At 64.6% G+C, this 17,421-nt stretch carries 11 protein-coding genes; 5 read left to right on the forward strand and 6 right to left on the reverse strand.

Features of this window, described 5'->3' with window-relative positions; all coding sequences use genetic code 11:
- Nucleotides 1-198 precede the first annotated feature (198 nt).
- From L0U82_RS05225 to L0U82_RS05240, 4 genes are all read left to right on the forward strand, one after another.
- Nucleotides 199-2,133, forward strand: coding sequence for an ATP-binding cassette domain-containing protein (locus L0U82_RS05225; RefSeq protein ID WP_233828956.1), 1,935 nt, complete (start codon nucleotides 199-201; stop codon nucleotides 2,131-2,133).
- A 491-nt stretch (nucleotides 2,134-2,624) separates the two neighbouring features.
- Nucleotides 2,625-4,610 (forward strand): DNA topoisomerase IV subunit B, encoded by a 1,986-nt coding sequence (locus tag L0U82_RS05230; RefSeq protein ID WP_233828957.1) that lies wholly within the window; start codon nucleotides 2,625-2,627, stop codon nucleotides 4,608-4,610.
- 83 nt (nucleotides 4,611-4,693) lie between these two features.
- Nucleotides 4,694-7,018, forward strand: coding sequence for a DNA topoisomerase IV subunit A (gene parC, locus L0U82_RS05235; protein ID WP_233828958.1), 2,325 nt, complete (start codon nucleotides 4,694-4,696; stop codon nucleotides 7,016-7,018).
- Nucleotides 7,019-7,234: 216 nt separating this feature from the next.
- Nucleotides 7,235-7,693, forward strand: a complete 459-nt coding sequence (locus L0U82_RS05240) for a CopD family protein (RefSeq protein WP_233828960.1) — start codon at nucleotides 7,235-7,237, stop codon at nucleotides 7,691-7,693.
- 89 nt (nucleotides 7,694-7,782) lie between these two features.
- On the opposite strand, the gene L0U82_RS05245 is transcribed toward L0U82_RS05240, so the two are convergent.
- From L0U82_RS05245 to L0U82_RS05270, 6 genes are all read right to left on the reverse strand, one after another.
- Nucleotides 7,783-8,997, reverse strand: coding sequence for a chromate transporter (locus tag L0U82_RS05245; RefSeq protein ID WP_233828962.1), 1,215 nt, complete (start codon nucleotides 8,995-8,997; stop codon nucleotides 7,783-7,785).
- A 36-nt stretch (nucleotides 8,998-9,033) separates the two neighbouring features.
- Nucleotides 9,034-11,397: a bifunctional diguanylate cyclase/phosphodiesterase gene (locus L0U82_RS05250; protein WP_233828964.1), complete on the reverse strand. Its 2,364-nt coding sequence runs from the start codon at nucleotides 11,395-11,397 to the stop codon at nucleotides 9,034-9,036.
- 516 nt (nucleotides 11,398-11,913) lie between these two features.
- Nucleotides 11,914-12,822, reverse strand: coding sequence for a PhzF family phenazine biosynthesis protein (locus L0U82_RS05255; protein ID WP_233828966.1), 909 nt, complete (start codon nucleotides 12,820-12,822; stop codon nucleotides 11,914-11,916).
- Nucleotides 12,823-13,114: 292 nt separating this feature from the next.
- Nucleotides 13,115-13,579, reverse strand: coding sequence for a RidA family protein (locus tag L0U82_RS05260; RefSeq protein ID WP_233828968.1), 465 nt, complete (start codon nucleotides 13,577-13,579; stop codon nucleotides 13,115-13,117).
- Between the two features lie 112 nt (nucleotides 13,580-13,691).
- Complete coding sequence (locus L0U82_RS05265; RefSeq protein ID WP_233828969.1) at nucleotides 13,692-14,888, reverse strand: aminotransferase-like domain-containing protein; 1,197 nt, start codon at nucleotides 14,886-14,888, stop codon at nucleotides 13,692-13,694.
- A 93-nt stretch (nucleotides 14,889-14,981) separates the two neighbouring features.
- Nucleotides 14,982-15,668, reverse strand: coding sequence for a VOC family protein (locus L0U82_RS05270; RefSeq protein WP_233833136.1), 687 nt, complete (start codon nucleotides 15,666-15,668; stop codon nucleotides 14,982-14,984).
- Between the two features lie 282 nt (nucleotides 15,669-15,950).
- On the opposite strand from L0U82_RS05270, the gene L0U82_RS05275 reads away from it, so the two are divergent.
- Nucleotides 15,951-17,408, forward strand: coding sequence for an aminotransferase-like domain-containing protein (locus L0U82_RS05275; protein ID WP_233828970.1), 1,458 nt, complete (start codon nucleotides 15,951-15,953; stop codon nucleotides 17,406-17,408).
- The last annotated feature ends 13 nt before the right edge of the window (nucleotides 17,409-17,421 follow it).

Below are 17,421 nucleotides of genomic sequence, written 5' to 3' on the forward strand. Positions count from 1 at the left end.
TAATCCAGCGCTAACGCAGTTCATCGGTGACCCGGACGGAGCGCGCAACCCTTCCGCGCGCACATCGCACCGCACGCCGCCTCACCACCAAAGGCAACTCTCCACGCAGCCTCCCCGAGCGCACAAGCACCCCAGGCACCGCCCCGCGCGCCCGGTACAATAAGCAGTTCCGGCTCATCGCTGTCTTCTCTCATTCCCATGTCGCTCTACACCATTACCGGAGCCCAACTGGCCTTCGGTCACGTCGCGTTGCTCGACCACGCGGATTTCTCGCTCGAAGCGGGCGAGCGCGTCGGGCTGATCGGCCGCAACGGCGCCGGCAAGTCGTCGCTGCTGAAGATCGTCGCCGATCTGGCTCGTCCCGACGACGGCCTCGTCACCCGTCAGCAGCATCTGAGCACCGTCTATGTGCCGCAGGAGCCCGAGTTCGACGCCGACGACACCGTGTTCGACGCGGTCGCCGCCGGCCTGACGCACGCGCGCACGCTGCTCGATGAGTACGACGCGGTCGCGCATCAGCTTGCCGACACGCCCGAAGGCGCGGAGCACGATGCATTGCTCTCGCGGATGAACACGCTGCAGTCGTCGCTGGATGCGGCCGACGCGTGGAACTGGAGCACCCGCGTCGCCACCACGCTGCAGCAGATCGGCCTGAACGGCGAGGCGCGCATCGGTTCGCTGTCAGGCGGGATGCAAAAGCGCGCGGCGCTCGCGCGAGCGCTCGTCGTGCAGCCGGACGTGTTGCTGCTCGACGAGCCGACTAACCATCTCGATTTCGACGGCATCCGCTGGCTCGAAGATCTGCTGGTATCGCTGCGCGCGGGTCTGCTGTTCATCACGCACGATCGCGCGTTTCTCGACCGCGTCGCGACGCGCATCGTCGAACTCGATCGTGGACGGCTGCTGTCGTATCCGGGCAACTTTTCCGCGTACCAGACGCGCAAGGCGCAGCAACTGGAAGTCGAGCGGATCGAAAACGACAAGTTCGACAAGCTGCTCGCGCAGGAAGAAGTGTGGATTCGCAAGGGCGTCGAGGCGCGCCGCACGCGCAGCGTCGGCCGCATTGCGCGGCTCGTGCAGATGCGCAACGAGCGCGCCGAGCGTCGCAACGTGCAGGGCAACGTGAAGCTCGATGTCGGTCAGGGCGAGAAGTCCGGCAAGATCGTCGCGGAACTGACGGACGTGACCAAGCGCTATGGCGCGCGCACGGTGGTCGACAACTTCACGGCCACGGTGATGCGTGGTGACAAGATCGGCTTCATCGGGCCGAACGGCGCGGGCAAGACCACGCTGCTGAAGCTGATCCTCGGTGAACTCGCGCCTGACGAGGGCAACGTGCGTGTCGGCACCAACCTGCAGGTCGCCTATTTCGATCAGATGCGCGCGCAGCTCGACCTGGAAAAGAGCCTCGCCGATACGATCAGCCCCGGCAGCGAATGGGTCGAAATCAACGGCCAGAAAAAGCACGTGATGAGCTATCTCGGCGACTTCCTGTTCGCGCCGGAGCGCGCGCGTTCGCCGGTCAAGTCACTGTCGGGCGGCGAGCGCAACCGGCTGCTGCTCGCGCGTCTGTTCGCGCGGCCGGCCAACGTGCTGGTGCTCGACGAGCCGACCAACGACCTCGATATCCCGACGCTCGAACTGCTCGAAGAACTGTTGATCGACTACGACGGCACGGTGCTGCTCGTCAGCCACGACCGCGCGTTTCTCGATAACGTCGTGACGTCGGTGTTTGCGTCGGAAGGCAGCGGCAAGTGGCGCGAGTATGTCGGCGGCTTCACGGACTGGCAGACCCAGCGCGAGCGCTCGGCGCAACTTGCGCTCGAAGCGCAGAAAGAATCGAACAAGGAAGCAGCGAAGGAAGCGGCGCAGAAGGACAGCGCCACGGGCCGCAATGCGCAGCGCACGGCGAAGCTGTCGTTCAAGGAACAGCGCGAGCTCGAAGCGCTGCCGAAGAGGATTGCCGAACTCGAAACCGAGCAGAAAGCGATCGGTGCACAACTCGAAGACGGTTCGGTGTTCGCAAAGGATGCGCGCGAGGGCACGCGTCTGACCGAGCGTTATGCCGAGATCGACGAAGAGCTGATGATCGCGCTGGAACGCTGGGACGAGTTGGAAAACCGCGGCAAGTAAGGGGTGATCAAGGGGCGACCCGGCGGCGCGGTATTCGCGCAGCATCCGCGCAGCACGGCGCGGTTTGCGCGGCGGCAACAACAGAAACACAAAGAGAAGCGTCGCCGCGCCTCCATCGACATACAAAGCGGGACCGTGTCCCGCTTTCCCGCGAGCGTCGCTCGCCCATTGCCCGGCTTTCCGGGCGCGGCGCTGCCCGACGCGCCTTGTCCAGTCGGCCAATCCCACGCGTCGTCAATTGCCGCCGTTATCGAAATCAGTACAATACCCCGCGAATAGGCTTCCCTCGTGGGCTCCGCGGCCATGTCCGGCCGGCGGGTGCGCGAGCGGGAAGCGGCAAGACAAAACAGCGTGCCCGCAGCACGGGCACCCATGTAACCCTGTTGTTTCGTTTCGCTTTTTTTGAAAAGTCAACGCATTGTCCACGGACCTGTCCACGGACCTGTCCACAGGAGCTGTGGACAACGATGAACCGACGCACCGAGTCAATCATGTCTACGAAAAAGCCAAACGCCGCGTATAGCGAAGCGTCGATCAAGGTGTTGAAGGGTCTGGAGCCGGTCAAGCAACGGCCCGGCATGTACACCCGCACCGAGAATCCGCTGCACATCATTCAGGAAGTCATCGATAACGCGTCGGACGAAGCCCTCGGCGGCTACGGCCGGCAAATCACGGTCACGCTGCACGCGGACCATTCGGTCTCGGTCGACGACGACGGCCGCGGCATCCCGTTCGGCATGCATCCGGAAGAGGGTGTGCCGGTCGTCGAAATCGTTTTCACGCGCCTGCACGCGGGCGGCAAGTTCGACAAGGCCGCCGGCGGCGCGTACACGTTCTCGGGCGGCCTGCACGGCGTTGGCGTGTCGGTCACGAACGCGCTGTCCACGCGGCTCGACGTCACCGTATGGCGCGACGGCAAGGTCGCCGAACTGAGCTTTGCCCACGGCGATGTCGCGAAACCGCTGCAGGTGCGCGCGGCGACGAAGGCCGACAAGAAATCCGGCACCCGCGTGACCGCGTGGGCCGATCCGAAATACTTCGATTCGCCGAATCTGCCGCTTGGCGAGCTGCAGCGTCTGTTGCGCTCGAAGGCGGTGCTGCTGCCGGGCGTCGAAGTCACGCTCATCAACGAGAAGACCGGCGAGCAGCAAAGCTGGAAGTACGAAGATGGTCTGCGCGGCTATCTGCTCGAAGGCATGAACGGCAGCGACCTGCTGATTCCGCTGTTCGAAGGCGAGCGCTACGCGGAAAACTCGCGTTCGAACGAGGAGACGTTTGCCGAGGGCGAGGGCGCCGCATGGGTCGTCGCGTGGAGCGAGGAAGGCCCGCTTACGCGCGAGTCGTACGTGAACCTGATTCCGACGCCCGCGGGCGGCACGCACGAATCGGGTCTGCGTGATGGGCTCTATCAGGCGGTCAAGAGCTTCGTCGAGCTGCACAATCTGCAGCCGAAGGGCGTCAAGCTGCTCGCCGAAGACGTGTTCGCGCGCGTGTCGTTCGTGCTGTCGGCGAAGGTGCTCGATCCGCAGTTCCAAGGGCAGATCAAGGAACGGCTGAATAGCCGCGATGCGGTGAAGCTGGTGTCGTCGTTCGCGCGGCCGGCGCTCGAATTGTGGCTCAACCAGCACGTCGAGCACGGCAAGAAGCTCGCGGACCTCGTGATCAAGCAGGCGCAGGCGCGTACGCGCGCCGGGCAGAAAGTCGAAAAGCGCAAGAGCTCCGGCGTGGCGGTGTTGCCGGGCAAGCTGACCGATTGCGAATCGACGGAAATCGGCCGCAACGAACTGTTCCTCGTCGAGGGCGATTCGGCCGGCGGCTCCGCGAAGATGGGCCGCGACAAGGAATATCAGGCGATCCTGCCGCTGCGCGGCAAGGTGCTGAACACGTGGGAAACCGAGCGTGATCGCCTGTTTGCGAACAACGAAGTACACGATATTTCGGTGGCGATCGGCGTCGATCCGCACAACCCCGACGACAAGGTCGATCTGTCGAATCTGCGCTACGGCAAGATCTGCATCCTGTCGGATGCGGACGTCGACGGCTCGCACATCCAGGTGCTGCTGCTCACGCTGTTCTTCAAGCATTTCCCGCAATTGATCGAACGCGGCCATGTGTGCGTCGCGCGTCCGCCCCTCTTTCGCGTCGATGCGCCCGCGCGCGGCAAGAAGCCCGCGCAGAAGCTCTACGCGCTCGACGAAGGCGAACTCGAAGCGATTCTCGACAAGTTGCGCAAGGATGGCGTGCGCGACAGCCAGTGGTCAATCAGCCGCTTCAAAGGTCTCGGCGAAATGAGCGCCGAGCAACTGTGGGACACGACGATGAATCCCGATACGCGCCGTTTGCAACCGGTTGCACTCGGCGAGCTCGATTACGACGCGACCGTCGCGCGCATGACGATGCTGATGGGCAAGGGCGAAGCGGCGTCGCGCCGCAGCTGGCTCGAAGAGAAGGGCAACGAAGTGGAAGCGGATATCTGAGCGCGCGGCGCTTCGGTCTCAGCCTCGGTCCTGCCTCAATACGGCATACCGCACTTCAAGCCAAACACGGATACGGAATCTAGATGGACGACGATAACACTCTCGACCTTTTCAACGAGCCGCCTCCCCCGGACGGCGACTTTCTGACGCTCGGCAACTACGCGGAGCGCGCGTACCTCGAATACGCGGTCAGCGTGGTCAAGGGCCGCGCGCTGCCGGACGTGTGCGACGGCCAGAAGCCGGTGCAGCGCCGCATCCTGTTCGCGATGAACGAGATGGGCCTCGGCGACAACGCGAAGCCGGTCAAGTCGGCGCGCGTGGTCGGCGACGTGCTCGGTAAGTACCACCCGCACGGCGACCAGTCCGCGTACGACGCGCTCGTGCGTCTCGCGCAAGACTTCTCGATGCGCTATCCGCTGATCGACGGCCAGGGCAACTTCGGCTCGCGCGACGGCGACGGCGCGGCGGCGATGCGTTACACGGAAGCGCGTCTGACGCCGATCGCGAAGCTGCTGCTCGCTGAAATCGACCAGGGCACGGTCGACTTCATGCCGAACTACGACGGCTCGTTCGAGGAACCGAAGGTGCTGCCGGCGCGTCTGCCGTTCGTGCTGTTGAACGGCGCATCGGGCATCGCGGTCGGTCTCGCGACGGAAATTCCGTCGCACAATCTGCGCGAAGTCGCGGGCGCGGCGGTCGCGCTGATTCGTAACCCGAAGCTGTCGCACGCGGAACTGATGCAGCACGTGCCGGGTCCGGACTTTCCGGGCGGCGGCCAGATCATTTCGAGCGAGGCGGAAATCGCCGCCGCGTACGAAACCGGCCGCGGCAGTCTGAAGGTACGCGCGCGCTGGAAGATCGAAGACCTCGCGCGCGGCCAGTGGCAACTGGTGATCACCGAACTGCCACCGAACACGGCCGCGCAGAAGGTGCTCGAGGAAATCGAAGAGCAGACCAATCCGAAGATCAAGCTCGGCAAGAAGGCGCTGACGCCCGAGCAATTGCAGACCAAACAGACGTTGCTCGCGCTCGTCGACGCGGTGCGCGACGAGTCCGGCAAGGACGCGCCGGTGCGCCTCGTGTTCGAGCCGAAGTCGAGCCGCATCGATCAGACCGAGTTCGTCAACACGCTGCTCGCGCATACGAGCCTCGAATCGAACGCGCCGCTGAACATGGTGATGGTCGGCGGCGATGGCCGGCCGCGTCAGAAGGGCTTGAGCGAAGTCCTGCAGGAGTGGGTCGCGTTCCGCTTCGCGACGGTCACGCGCCGCACGCGGCATCGGCTGTCGAAGGTCGACGACCGGATCCATATTCTCGAAGGCCGGATGATCGTCTTCCTGAATATCGACGAAGTGATCCGCATCATCCGTGAATCGGACGAACCGAAGGTCGCGCTGATGGCCGCGTTCGGGCTGTCCGACCGGCAGGCCGAAGACATTCTCGAAATCCGTTTGCGTCAGTTGGCGCGGCTCGAAAAGATCAAGATCGAGAAGGAACTGGCCGAGTTGCGCGACGAGAAGGCCAAGCTCGAAGAGCTGCTCGGCAACGAATCGGCGATGAAACGCCAGCTGATCAAGGAAATCGAAGCCGACGCGAAGCAATACGGCGACGAGCGCCGCACGTTGATCCAGCAGGAAAAGCGCGCGACGTTCGAGGCGCGCGTGGTCGACGAACCTGTGACGGTGGTGGTGTCGCAAAAGGGCTGGGTGCGCGCGCTGAAGGGTCATGGGCTCGATAACGCCGGCTTCACCTTCAAGGCCGGCGACGGGCTCTATGCGGCGTTCCAGTGTCGCACGCCGGATACGCTGATCGCGTGGGGCAGCAACGGCCGCGTCTATTCGGTCGCGGTCGCGATGCTGCCGGGCGGACGCGGCGACGGCGTGCCGGTCACGTCGCTGATCGAGTTGGAGTCGGGCAGCCATTTGATGCATTACTACGCGGCATCGGCGGAACAGGCGCTGCTGCTCGCGTCGAGCAACGGCTTCGGCTTCATCGCGAAGGTCGGCGATATGGTGAGCCGCGTGAAGGCCGGCAAGTCGTTCATGACGATCGACGCGGGCGCGACGCCGCTCGCGCCGATGCCGATGCTGCCGGATGCCGGGCAGGTCGCGTGTCTGTCGTCGGGCGGACGTCTGCTGGTGTTCGGTCTCGACGAGATGAAGACGCTGTCGGGCGGCGGACGCGGCGTCACGCTGATGGCGCTCGACGACAACGAGTCTCTCGTGCAGGCGCTCGCGATCAACGCGGCCGGTGTGATGCTGATCGGCACGCGCCGCGGCGGCCGTCTCGACGAAGAGAAACTGAGCGGCGCAGCGCTCGCGCCGCATGTCGGCAAACGCGCGCGTAAGGGACGCTCGCCGGAGAGCAAGCTGAAGCTCGACGGCATGCGCCCGGTGATGCCCGGTTGACGAAGTCGACCCGGGACAACGGCGTGTGCCTGACAGCATGCGAGACGCACGCCGTTTATCGCAAAAGATAACCACACAATAATCACGCAACTAGCACCGGCGCCCGGAACTGCATGTAGCACGCGCGGTCGAATGCGCTCAGTAGCCGCTGTCGAAAATCAACTGGGCCGAATCAACTGGCCAAGCGGCGTGGCGTCGTCGGGAGAGGAAAACTAGATGAACAAGGCTATTGAGATCGCGCTGTTTCTGCATTTGCTCGGGGTGGCGGTGTGGGTCGGCGGCATGATATTCGCGCATTTTTGCCTGCGTCCGGCGCTCGGCGATTTGTCGCCGCAATTGCGTTTGCCGCTTTGGGAGTCGGTGTTCGGCCGCTTCTTCAACTGGGTCGGCGTTTCGGTGCTGGTGATTCTGATCAGCGGCGGCTTCCTGCTGATGCAATTCGGCGGCGGTCACGCGACCTGGCCTCTGCACGCGATGGCCGGCCTCGGCATCATGATGATGCTGATCTTCGGGCATATCCGCTTCGCGGTGTTTCCGCGCATCCGTCGCGCGGTGCAGGCGCAGAAGTGGCCCGATGGCGCGCGGGCGGTCGGCACGATCCGGCGTCTGGTGTTGATCAATATCGTGCTGGGCGTCGTGACGATCGGCGTCGCGGTACTGTCGCGCGGGTTCTAAGCAGGATCGCGATCAACGTTGCGGCGGCGTTGCGGGCTGCGTTGCGGGCTGCGTTGCGGGCTATCTATCGCCCGCGATGCCAGACCGAATCAGAACGACGCGCCGTGCGTGGCGAGCCACACTCCGCACACCACAGCAACCGTCCCATACACCGCGTACACCGGCACCCTCAGCTTCGCGAAGCACATGACCGAGAACAGCGCGGTCAGCAGATAGATCGGCTCTAACGGCACATGCGCGCCAATGCGCAGCACCGCGACCGCGAGAAACGCGGTCGTGACCGCGCGCAGAATCCGCATGCCATGCTCGAAGCGCGGGTTCGCCTTCAACTGATGCAGATGCCGCTGCGCGAGCACGACGAGGCAGCCCGACGGCACGAACAGCGCGAGTGTCGCGATCAGCGCGCCGGCCCAGCCGTCCACCAGATAGCCGAAGAACGGCACCACATTCAACAGCGGTCCAGGCGACAACGGCGACAGCGAGAACGCGAGCGTGAAGTCGTTGTCCGATACGCCGACCGCCGGCGTGACGAACAGCGTCTTCAATACCGGCAATGCGGAGAAGCCGCCGCCGAACAGCGTCATCCCGGCACCCGCGAGTCGCGGCCACAACAGCGCCAATTCATAGCGGTGCGGCAGCGGCAACGCGAACAGCACGAGCAGTATGGCGAGCGCGGCCAGTATCCGGTAGTCGCCGCGTTCGAACGACACGTTCAGGCGCGTGTCGCGCTCCGGGCTCGCGAACCAGCCGGCGCCGAAGGCCGCACCGAGCATCACCACATACGCGGCCGCGCTGTGCGCATAGAAGAGCGCGATGCAGCCGAGCACCGCCGCGCACCATTCGAGCTTGCCGCGCACGAGCGCGCGCGTCTGCTTGTACCAGGTGACCGCGATCAGCGTCGCGAGCACGACGCTGAAGTGATGCAGCAGTGTTTGCGACGCGACCGCGTGCACGAGCGGTGTGCGGTAGAAGATCGCGAACAGCGTCATCAGCGTGAAGAACGGCAGCACGCTCGCGATGCCCGCGACCCACGCGCCGGATCGTCCGCGCAGCGCATGGCCGAGTTGTACGGCGACGTTGCAGCCCACCGGCCCCGGCACCATCCACGCCAATGCGATCAGATCCGAGAACGCGACGCGCGACAGGCGCCCCTCGCGTTCGACATAGTGATGTTCCAGTTGCGCCATCAGCGCGAGGCCGCCCCACGATAGCGACGACAGGCCGAGCACGACCCGGAACAGCGTCCATAGCGGTTCCCGTTGGCCGTGTCTGGCGGCATCCTCGGTGGTGATGATGGTCTGCATGGCGCAATGCGCGCCCGGCACACGGGCGCCGGTCCTTTAGTTGTTGGTGCTGGACATGCTGCTCGTGCTGTCGCTTTCCTGCGCGGCGTGGCGCCCGGCGCCGCTGCTCACGCCGCATACCCCGAAGCGCTCCAGCAGCGCCGGGGTCGCCTCGACCGGCACCGGACGCGAGAACAGGAAACCCTGTGCCTCGATATGGCCGAGCGCGGCCAGCCACGCGATCTGTTCCTCGGTTTCGGTACCCTCGACCACCACGGTGAGCCCGAGCGAGCGCGCAAGGTTGACGATCGCGGTGACCATCACGCGGACGCTGCGGTCGCCCGGAATCGCCTGCACGAACGAGCGGTCCACCTTCAGCGTATCGACGGAGAAGCGGTTCAGATACGACAGCGACGAATAGCCGGTGCCGAAATCGTCGAGCGCGATGCGTACGCCGAGGCGCTTCAGCGCGAAGATTTTTTCGGAGACGAGCTCTGGATATTCCATCATCGTCGTCTCGGTGATTTCGAGTTCGAGGCGGCGCGCCGAGATGCCGCTTTCCTCGATCGCGCGCGAGATCGTTTCGAACAGATCGCCGCGCCAGAATTGCACCGCCGAAATATTCACCGCGAGCGACAGCGTGTCGTAGCCCTGTTGCTGCCACAGCGCGAGCTGCCGGCACGCGGTGTCGATCACGAAGTCGCCGATCGGCACGATCAGTCCGGTCGATTCCGCGACCGGGATGAATTCGTTGGCGGGAATCAGCCCGTGCTGCGGATGGTTCCAGCGCACCAGCGCCTCGAAGCCGGTGATGCAGCGAAGCGTCAGATCGATCTTCGGCTGATACGCGAGAAACAGTTGCCCCTCGGCGAGCGCGACGCGCAACTGCTGTTCCCACTTCATCAAGTGGTCAGCGCGATGCGACAGATGCGGCGAATAGAACTGGTAGCAGTTCTTGCCGGCGTCCTTCGCGCTGTACATCGCGAGGTCGGCCTTCTTCAGCAGATCGATTTCGCTTTCGTTCGTGACCGAGTACAGCGCGATGCCGATGCTCGCATGCAGCACGAACGCACTGCCACGCACTTCGAATGGTTTCGAGAACGCCTCGCCGGCGGCTTCGGCGAGCGTGACCGCGCGCTTTTCGACATCGTCGCCCTTGATCACGACGACGAACTCGTCGCCGCCGATGCGCGACAGCGCGCCACCTTCGCCGACCGCGGCGGCGAGCCGTGACGCGGTCATTTGCAGCACGATGTCGCCGGCGTTGTGGCCGAGTGTGTCGTTGACGGTCTTGAAGTTGTCGAGGTCGATAAAGAGGATCGCGAGGCGGCCGAGATTGAACGGCTGCGCGACGTCATGGCGCAGCGCCTGCAAGGTTGCATAGCGGTTGCGCAGGCCGGTCAGCAGATCGTATTCGACGAGGTGCGTCATCTCGCGTTCGCGGCCGAGCAGCTTGCCGATCAGGCCGGTCGCGACCGCGAAGAAGCTCAGCATCGCCAGCGAGATGAAGCCCGCCATCAGCAGATAGACGTTGCGCGTGTGGTTGTAGTCGGCGAACTCTTCGGCTTGCGAAAGACCGACCAGCACGCCGAGCGGATAGCCGTCGATATGCCGGTACGACACGATGCGCGTGACGTTGTCGATCGAATCGACGTAGGTGCCCGACACGTGTTCCGAGGTCGGATAGGTGCCGCTCGCGGAGAACGTGCTGCTCGCGCGGTGCGCGTTGCCGGTGCGCCGCGCGAGCACGGTGCCGTTGTCCGAGATCACCGCGATCACGCCTTCGCGGCCGATTGCCGCGTTGTTGTAGAAGTCGGACGTGAAATAGCTCGGATCTTCGGAGACCACCACGACGCCCGCGAACGTACCGTCCGGATGATTCAGACGGCGCGTCATCTGCAGCGTCCATTGACCCGACACGCGGCCGAGCACCGGCTTGCTGATATACAGCTGATCGTCGTTCTCGTGCTCGTGGACCTTGAAGTGCTCGCGATCGGACAGGTCGATGTGCTTCGGATTGAGTTCGGCGGTATTGGCGATCAGCTTGCCGTGTTCGTCGATGAGCGACACCTGCACGAGCGTTTCGCTTTGCACGACGCCTTTTTCGACCGTGCTCGCGAGATCGAAATGATTCGGCGTTTTTTCGAACTCGTATTTGACGAAGCGGGTGATCTGATCGACCTGGTGGATCGCCTTGATCGTGTGCTGTTCGAGCGCAGCGGAAAGAATTGCGGATGAGGCCATCGCTTCGCGATAGGTCGCTTCCTTTTCGACCGACAGGCGCGCGAAGATGACCGTCCATAGCAGAATCAACACCAGCACGCCGAGCGCGGGAATGACGAGCAGCGCCCGCCGGCGCGTGATCATCGGATCACGGCGCGGCCTGGCTTCGCGCGGGTCGGAGAAGCGGGACTGACTCATCGTGCGGGCCGTGGCTGCAGACGGGCCAGTTGCAAATGCATGGGCATCGACTGCGCTAGTTGGTTGGATGGCTGCATGTGACCAGGGTGCCAAAGCTGCTGCGCAGGAGGAGGGGGCGTGATGCCGTGCCTGACGGTCCAAAGGTCATCGTATATGTCCGATATTACTGAATGCCAATGGATTAAGAAAGGGTCCGGGCATGGGGTATACGCTGGCGCGCGAGGCGCTCGGTCCAGTTGGATTCGATGCCGGCTGGGCCGGTCTTGATGCGGCAATTTATCGGCGATTCTGCAAATATCTCATCGGCATGGCGCCCACTATGGCGTGGGCTTGCATCAGGGTGTTCGTGATTCGGGATGCATGAATCTTTTTGTGCTGACGTAATGCAATGAGGCTTTTTCTGTTTTCGTGCGGCATGATGCGGCGTTGGGTCTCGGTGTTGAGTCTCAGCGTTGAGTTGCAGCCGCTATCACGACGTCGAATGATGCGCGCACCTCACGACTTCAGGCGCGCTCGCTATGCGAGCCGGAACGTGCCGTCGACGATCGTAACCGTAGGTCCGCCGATCCAGATCTTGCCGCGCGCATCGTCGTAATGAACCGACACGTCACCTGCGCGCCCGAGCACTGTGCCTTGACGCACCGTATAGCGTGTGCCGGGGCGCCGTTGCTGTGCGTTCAGCAGGCCAGCGAGCGCGGCATTGGCACTGCCCGTCACCGGGTCTTCGCCGAGGCCGAAATCACCGCCGGCCATCAGGCAGCGCACTTCGAATGTCGCGGGGCCGTTGGCGTCATGCGGGCCATAGACAGCGAGACCATGCGTATCGACCGACTGCACCAGTTCGGCGAGTGCCGCGGCATCCGGTTCGAGTTCGAGACAGGCACGTGCCGAATCGACACGCACGACGAGCCATGGCGCACCGTTATCGACCGCGCAGGGCGCCGCGCTGAAATCGATCGCACGACTACGCAAAGCCGCGGACAGCGCATCGTAACGATCCGCGGCGAGCGGCGTGACGCGCGCAGGCGGCGCGGCGAACGCCCATGCGCCGTGCGCGTCGCTGGTGCCACCGCTGCTGTCGAGCGCTTCGAGTTCGACCAGCCCGACGCCGCATTGCTGGATCAGCTTGCCGGCCTGCTTCGGCTGGTAGCCGCTGTCGAGCAACGCATGCGCGGTGCCGAGCGTCGGATGACCCGCGAACGGCAGTTCGCCACCCGGCGTGAAGATGCGTACGCGATAGTCGGCGGCCGCATCGCCTGGCTTCAGCAGGAACGTGGTTTCGGACAGATTGGTCCAGCGCGCGATGGCCTGCATCTGCGTGGTATCGAGCGCGTCGGCATCGAATACGACGGCAAGCGGATTGCCTTTGAACGGTGTCGACGTAAAGACGTCGACCTGTTTGAAACGGACGGTATGAGCGGGCATCGACATGACTCGGCGCGTAACAGCTGCAAAGCGTTGAAGGGCTTTGCGGATTCTATCCGCGTCCGCGCCGGCGATCTACCGTGCAATAAGCAAAACGCGCCGCCGGCTTGACAGGCCGGGCGGCGCGTTTGACAGGGAATGCAGTATGAGTTCGTTGTGAAGCGGGTACGAACGCGCGGCCTATGCTGGCTGGATGGTCACCGCGTGACGTTACATAACGTCAAATCACGTCACGTTACGTTACGTCGTATAGCTTCGTAAGCCGGCCGCTCACAGCCCATTACCGCTTGCCTTATTCGACCTCGGCGATCAGTTCGATCTCGACGCATGCGCCGAGCGGAATCTGCGCGACACCGAACGCCGAGCGCGCATGCTTGCCGCGTTCGCCGAACACGTCGGCGATCAGCTCGGATGCACCATTCGTGACCAGATGCTGTTCGGTGAATTCGAGCGTCGAGTTGACGAGGCTCATCAGCTTGACGATGCGCGTGACGCGGTTCAGATCGCCGACGTGCGTATGCAGCGTCGCGAGCAGATCGATCGCGATCGAGCGCGCCGCGCTCTTGCCTTCGTCGGTGCCCATCGTCGCGCCGAGCTTGCCGACCCACACCTTGCCGTCCTTCTTCGCGATATGGCCCGACAGGTACACCGTGTTGCCGCTTTGCGCGCTCATCACATAGGCCGCTGCCGGCGCGCCTGCCGCCGGCAGTTCGATGCCGAGTTCCTTGAGCTTGTCGTACACATTCGATTGAGCCATGTTGAGACCTCGATTCGGTGAGATTGCGTTGATGCAGGCGGGGCGAAGTCCACACGCAACGCCTACGCGGCGCATGCGGACTTCGCCCCGATATGTGTGCTGCTCACGCCGCTCAGATTTTCGCGCGAACCAGTTGCGCGAGACGCGCCACGCCTTCGTCGATTTTAGCCGGCGGCACGGTGACGAACGACAGACGCAGTGTGTTGTGCTGCGCCTCGTTCGCGAAGAACGGACCGCCCGGCACGAACGCGACATTCTGCGCGACCGCTTCCTCGAGCAGCTTCATGCTGTCGATCTGCGCGGGCAGATTGACCCACACGAACATGCCGCCTTCCGGACGGTTCCAGCTCACGCCCTCGGGCATGTAGCGCTGCAGCGCGTTCAGCATCGCTTCGCACTGGTTGCGGTACAGATCGCGAATCGTCGGCACGTGCGTGTCGAGGAAGCCGTCCTTGATCACTTCATGCACGATGCGCTGCGTGAAGCTCGGCGTGTGCAGATCGGTGGCCTGCTTGGCCTGCACGAGTTTGAAGATCAGATCTTCGGGCGCGATGATGTAGCCGACCCGCAGGCCCGGCGCGAGCACCTTCGAGAACGAGCCGAGATAGACGATGTGATCCGGCGCCATCGACAGCATCGTCGGCAGCGGTTCGCCCGCATAGTCGAGTGCGCCGTACGGGTCATCTTCGATCACCGGGAACGGCGCGCTCTTCGCGAATTTGGCGAGCGCGCGGCGGCGCTCCACCGGCAGGCGGCGGCCGGTCGGATTCTGGAAGTTCGGCTGTGCGTACAGCAAGCGCGCGTCTTTCGTCAGTTCGGGCGTGAGGCCCGCGGGGATCAGACCCTGCTCGTCGGTCGGCACCTGCACGTAGTGCGGTTCGTACATCGAGAACGATTGCAGCGCGCCGAGGTAGGTCGGCGTTTCGACCAGCACCGGGCTACCCGGGCACACCAGTACCTTGCCGAGCAGATCGAGCGCCTGCTGCGAACCGGTCGTGATCAGCACCTGCGACGCGCGGATCTGCACGCCGCCCACCGAGTAGCGTTGCGCGATCCATTCGCGCAGCGGCGCGTAGCCTTCGGTTGCGCTGTACTGCAGCGCCGCGGCCGGCGCGTCGCGCAGAATGCGGTCGGCGGCTTCGCGCATGCGCTCGGCCGGGAAGGTAGCCGGCGACGGCAGGCCGCCCGCGAACGAAATGACTTCCGGCCGTTCCGTGACCTTCAGGATCTCGCGGATCGCCGAGCTCGTGAGCTTGCGTGCGCGTTCGGACAATTGCCACGTCGGGGCTTTCAGATCGCTTTGGTCCATGATCTCCTCTGCTGTATTTCTGGAACCGGTCAAAACTTCGATTATCGCGCGAGTCGGCACGGGTTGCGGATTTCGGGTGCCGACCCGTGCTGCTCATGCGAGAGTCCGCGGACCCTCGGGTGTTTCAAATTCGGCGACGAGCGCCGCGTTCTCGCCCGGCTGCACGTCGATCAGATGCGCGGCGCCGAGCCAGCGCAGTTGCTCGCCGATCACGTCCGCGCGCGGATGCACGGCCTTCAGCGCCTTCAGCGCGAGATTCGCCGGCGCGAGCACGGCCGACGGATGGCGCGTCGAATCCCACTGGATCAGCGACGGCAGCACGCCGTCGCCGGTGCCCTGCCAGGTGGGGAACGATCCGTCGTCGGGCACCGACAGGCCCCATGTGAAATCGCCGCGCGTCATCGGCACGATCGGCGCGATGCGCTGCGGATACTGCGCCTGCCACGTCGCGAGACGCTTCGGCCGCGCGACGCGCGCGACCCAATGCGACAGATAGGGCCCGCTTTCGAGCCGCGCGTGCGTCGCGAGGTCGTCGAGCGCGAACAGGCGCGGGCGGGCGGTCTCGCCGTCGGCGGCGGCCGGCGCGAGCGGGTCGATCGCGATCACTTCCAGGTAGATGCCGCCCCACAGGCCCAGCAAACGGTTGTGGGTGCGCATCAACGGATGCGCGCCGCCGCCGGCCGGCGCGGCACCGAGCGTATCGGCGACGTACTGGACGCCTTCGTCGAGGGTGCGGGCGGAAACGACGAGATGATCGAGACTGAGCGAATGAGCGGGCAGAACTGTCATGGCGGATCGACGGAAACGGTTTCGGCAAGGAGGCCGGCGCGCCATGCACGAAAGCCGCGCGGCTGGGCCGTAAGCATAACCGTTTGCCGGATCGGCGGGCCATGCGGGCAGTTGGCGGGCGCTGTCCGGAGTATGCCGGCAACGCTTTTGCGCGGCATTCGTGCCGCTTCGACGTGACGCTACCACCCTTCGCTGGGATCCAATGTAACGATCACGACCTGCACAGTAACGGTACAATCGACGCGATACTATTCGGTACAGTTGGAGCCCGTCATGTCCGTCCCGCTTACCCAGATTCCCGCCCCGCACGACACCGCGTCGCTGACGCTGGTCGAACAGCTCGTGCAGTGGGCGCGCCGCCGCATCGAGGAGCGCGTGTTTCGCCCCGGCATGCGCATGCCGTCGATCCGCAAGCTCGCGCTCGATAAAGGCGTGTCGCGCTTCACGGTGGTCGAGGCGTACGAGCGGCTGGTCGCGCAGGGTTTTCTGGAGTCGCGGCGCGGCTCAGGCTTTTACGTGCGCGAGCGTCACGGCGGCGGCGCGGCGGTCACCGAACTACGCCCGCGCGCCGAGACGCCGCCGGTGCCGGCCAATATCGATGTGGTCTGGCTGCTGCGCAACATGCTGCATACCGGCGCGCGGCCCGAGCGCAGCCCCGGGCTCGGCTATTTGCCGGCCCGCTGGCTCGACGGCGACCTGATCACCAACGCGCTGCGTACGCTGGGGCGGCAAAGCGGCATGCAGATGCTCGGCATCGGCACCGCGCAGGGCTTTCTGCCGCTGCGCCAGCAATTGCAGACGCGCCTGGAGGAGCTGGAGATCGGCGCGTCGCCGGATCAGATCGTGATGGTGTCCGGTATCACCCAGGCGGTCGACCTGATTTCGCGCATCTACGTGAAGCCCGGCGATGCGGTGATCGTCGGCGATCCGGCGTGGTTCCAGATGTTCGGCTGCTTCGCCGCGCAGGGCGCGCGGCTCGTCGGCATGCCGTACACGCCGGAGGGCCCCGATCTCGACGCGCTGGAGGCGCTGGTGCAGGAGTGGCGCCCGAGAATGCTGGTGATCAATTCGGTGCTGCAGAACCCGACCGGCACGTCGCTGACCGCCGCGCAGGCGTTTCGCATCCTGCGTCTGGCCGAGGCGTACGACTTCATCGTCGTTGAAGACGATATTTACGGCGACCTGTGCCCGCCGGGCTATCCGGGCACGCGGCTCGCGAGCCTCGATCAGTTAAAACGCGTGATCTACCTCGGCAGCTTTTCGAAGACGCTGGCGCCGAATCTGCGCGTCGGCTTCATCGCGTGCGCGCCGGAGGTGGCGATGGTCGTCAGCAATCAGAAGATGCTGGTCGGCATGACGAGCCCCGAACTGAACGAGCGCGTGATCTACAAGATCCTGACCGAAGGCCATTACCGGCGGCACGTCGAGCGCGTGCGCGCGCGGCTCGACGGCGTGCGCGAAAAGGCCGTGCGAATGATCGAGAAGACGGGCATGAAGCTGTTTCTGACGCCGACCGCCGGCATGTTCCTGTGGGCCGACACCGGCGTCGATGCCAGCGCGTTCGCCGCGGCCGCGCACGAGGCCGGCTATCTGCTGACGCCCGGCGGCCTGTTTTCGCCGCAGCAGTCGCCGAGCACGTGGATGCGCTTCAATATCGCCAATTGCGGCGATCCCGAGTTGCCGGCGTTTCTCGCCCGCTATCTCGACGGCGTCGCGCGCCGCGCCTCTTGAAACCGCGCCGGCG

This window comes from Paraburkholderia sp. ZP32-5 (genome assembly GCF_021390495.1).
Lineage (GTDB): Bacteria > Pseudomonadota > Gammaproteobacteria > Burkholderiales > Burkholderiaceae > Paraburkholderia.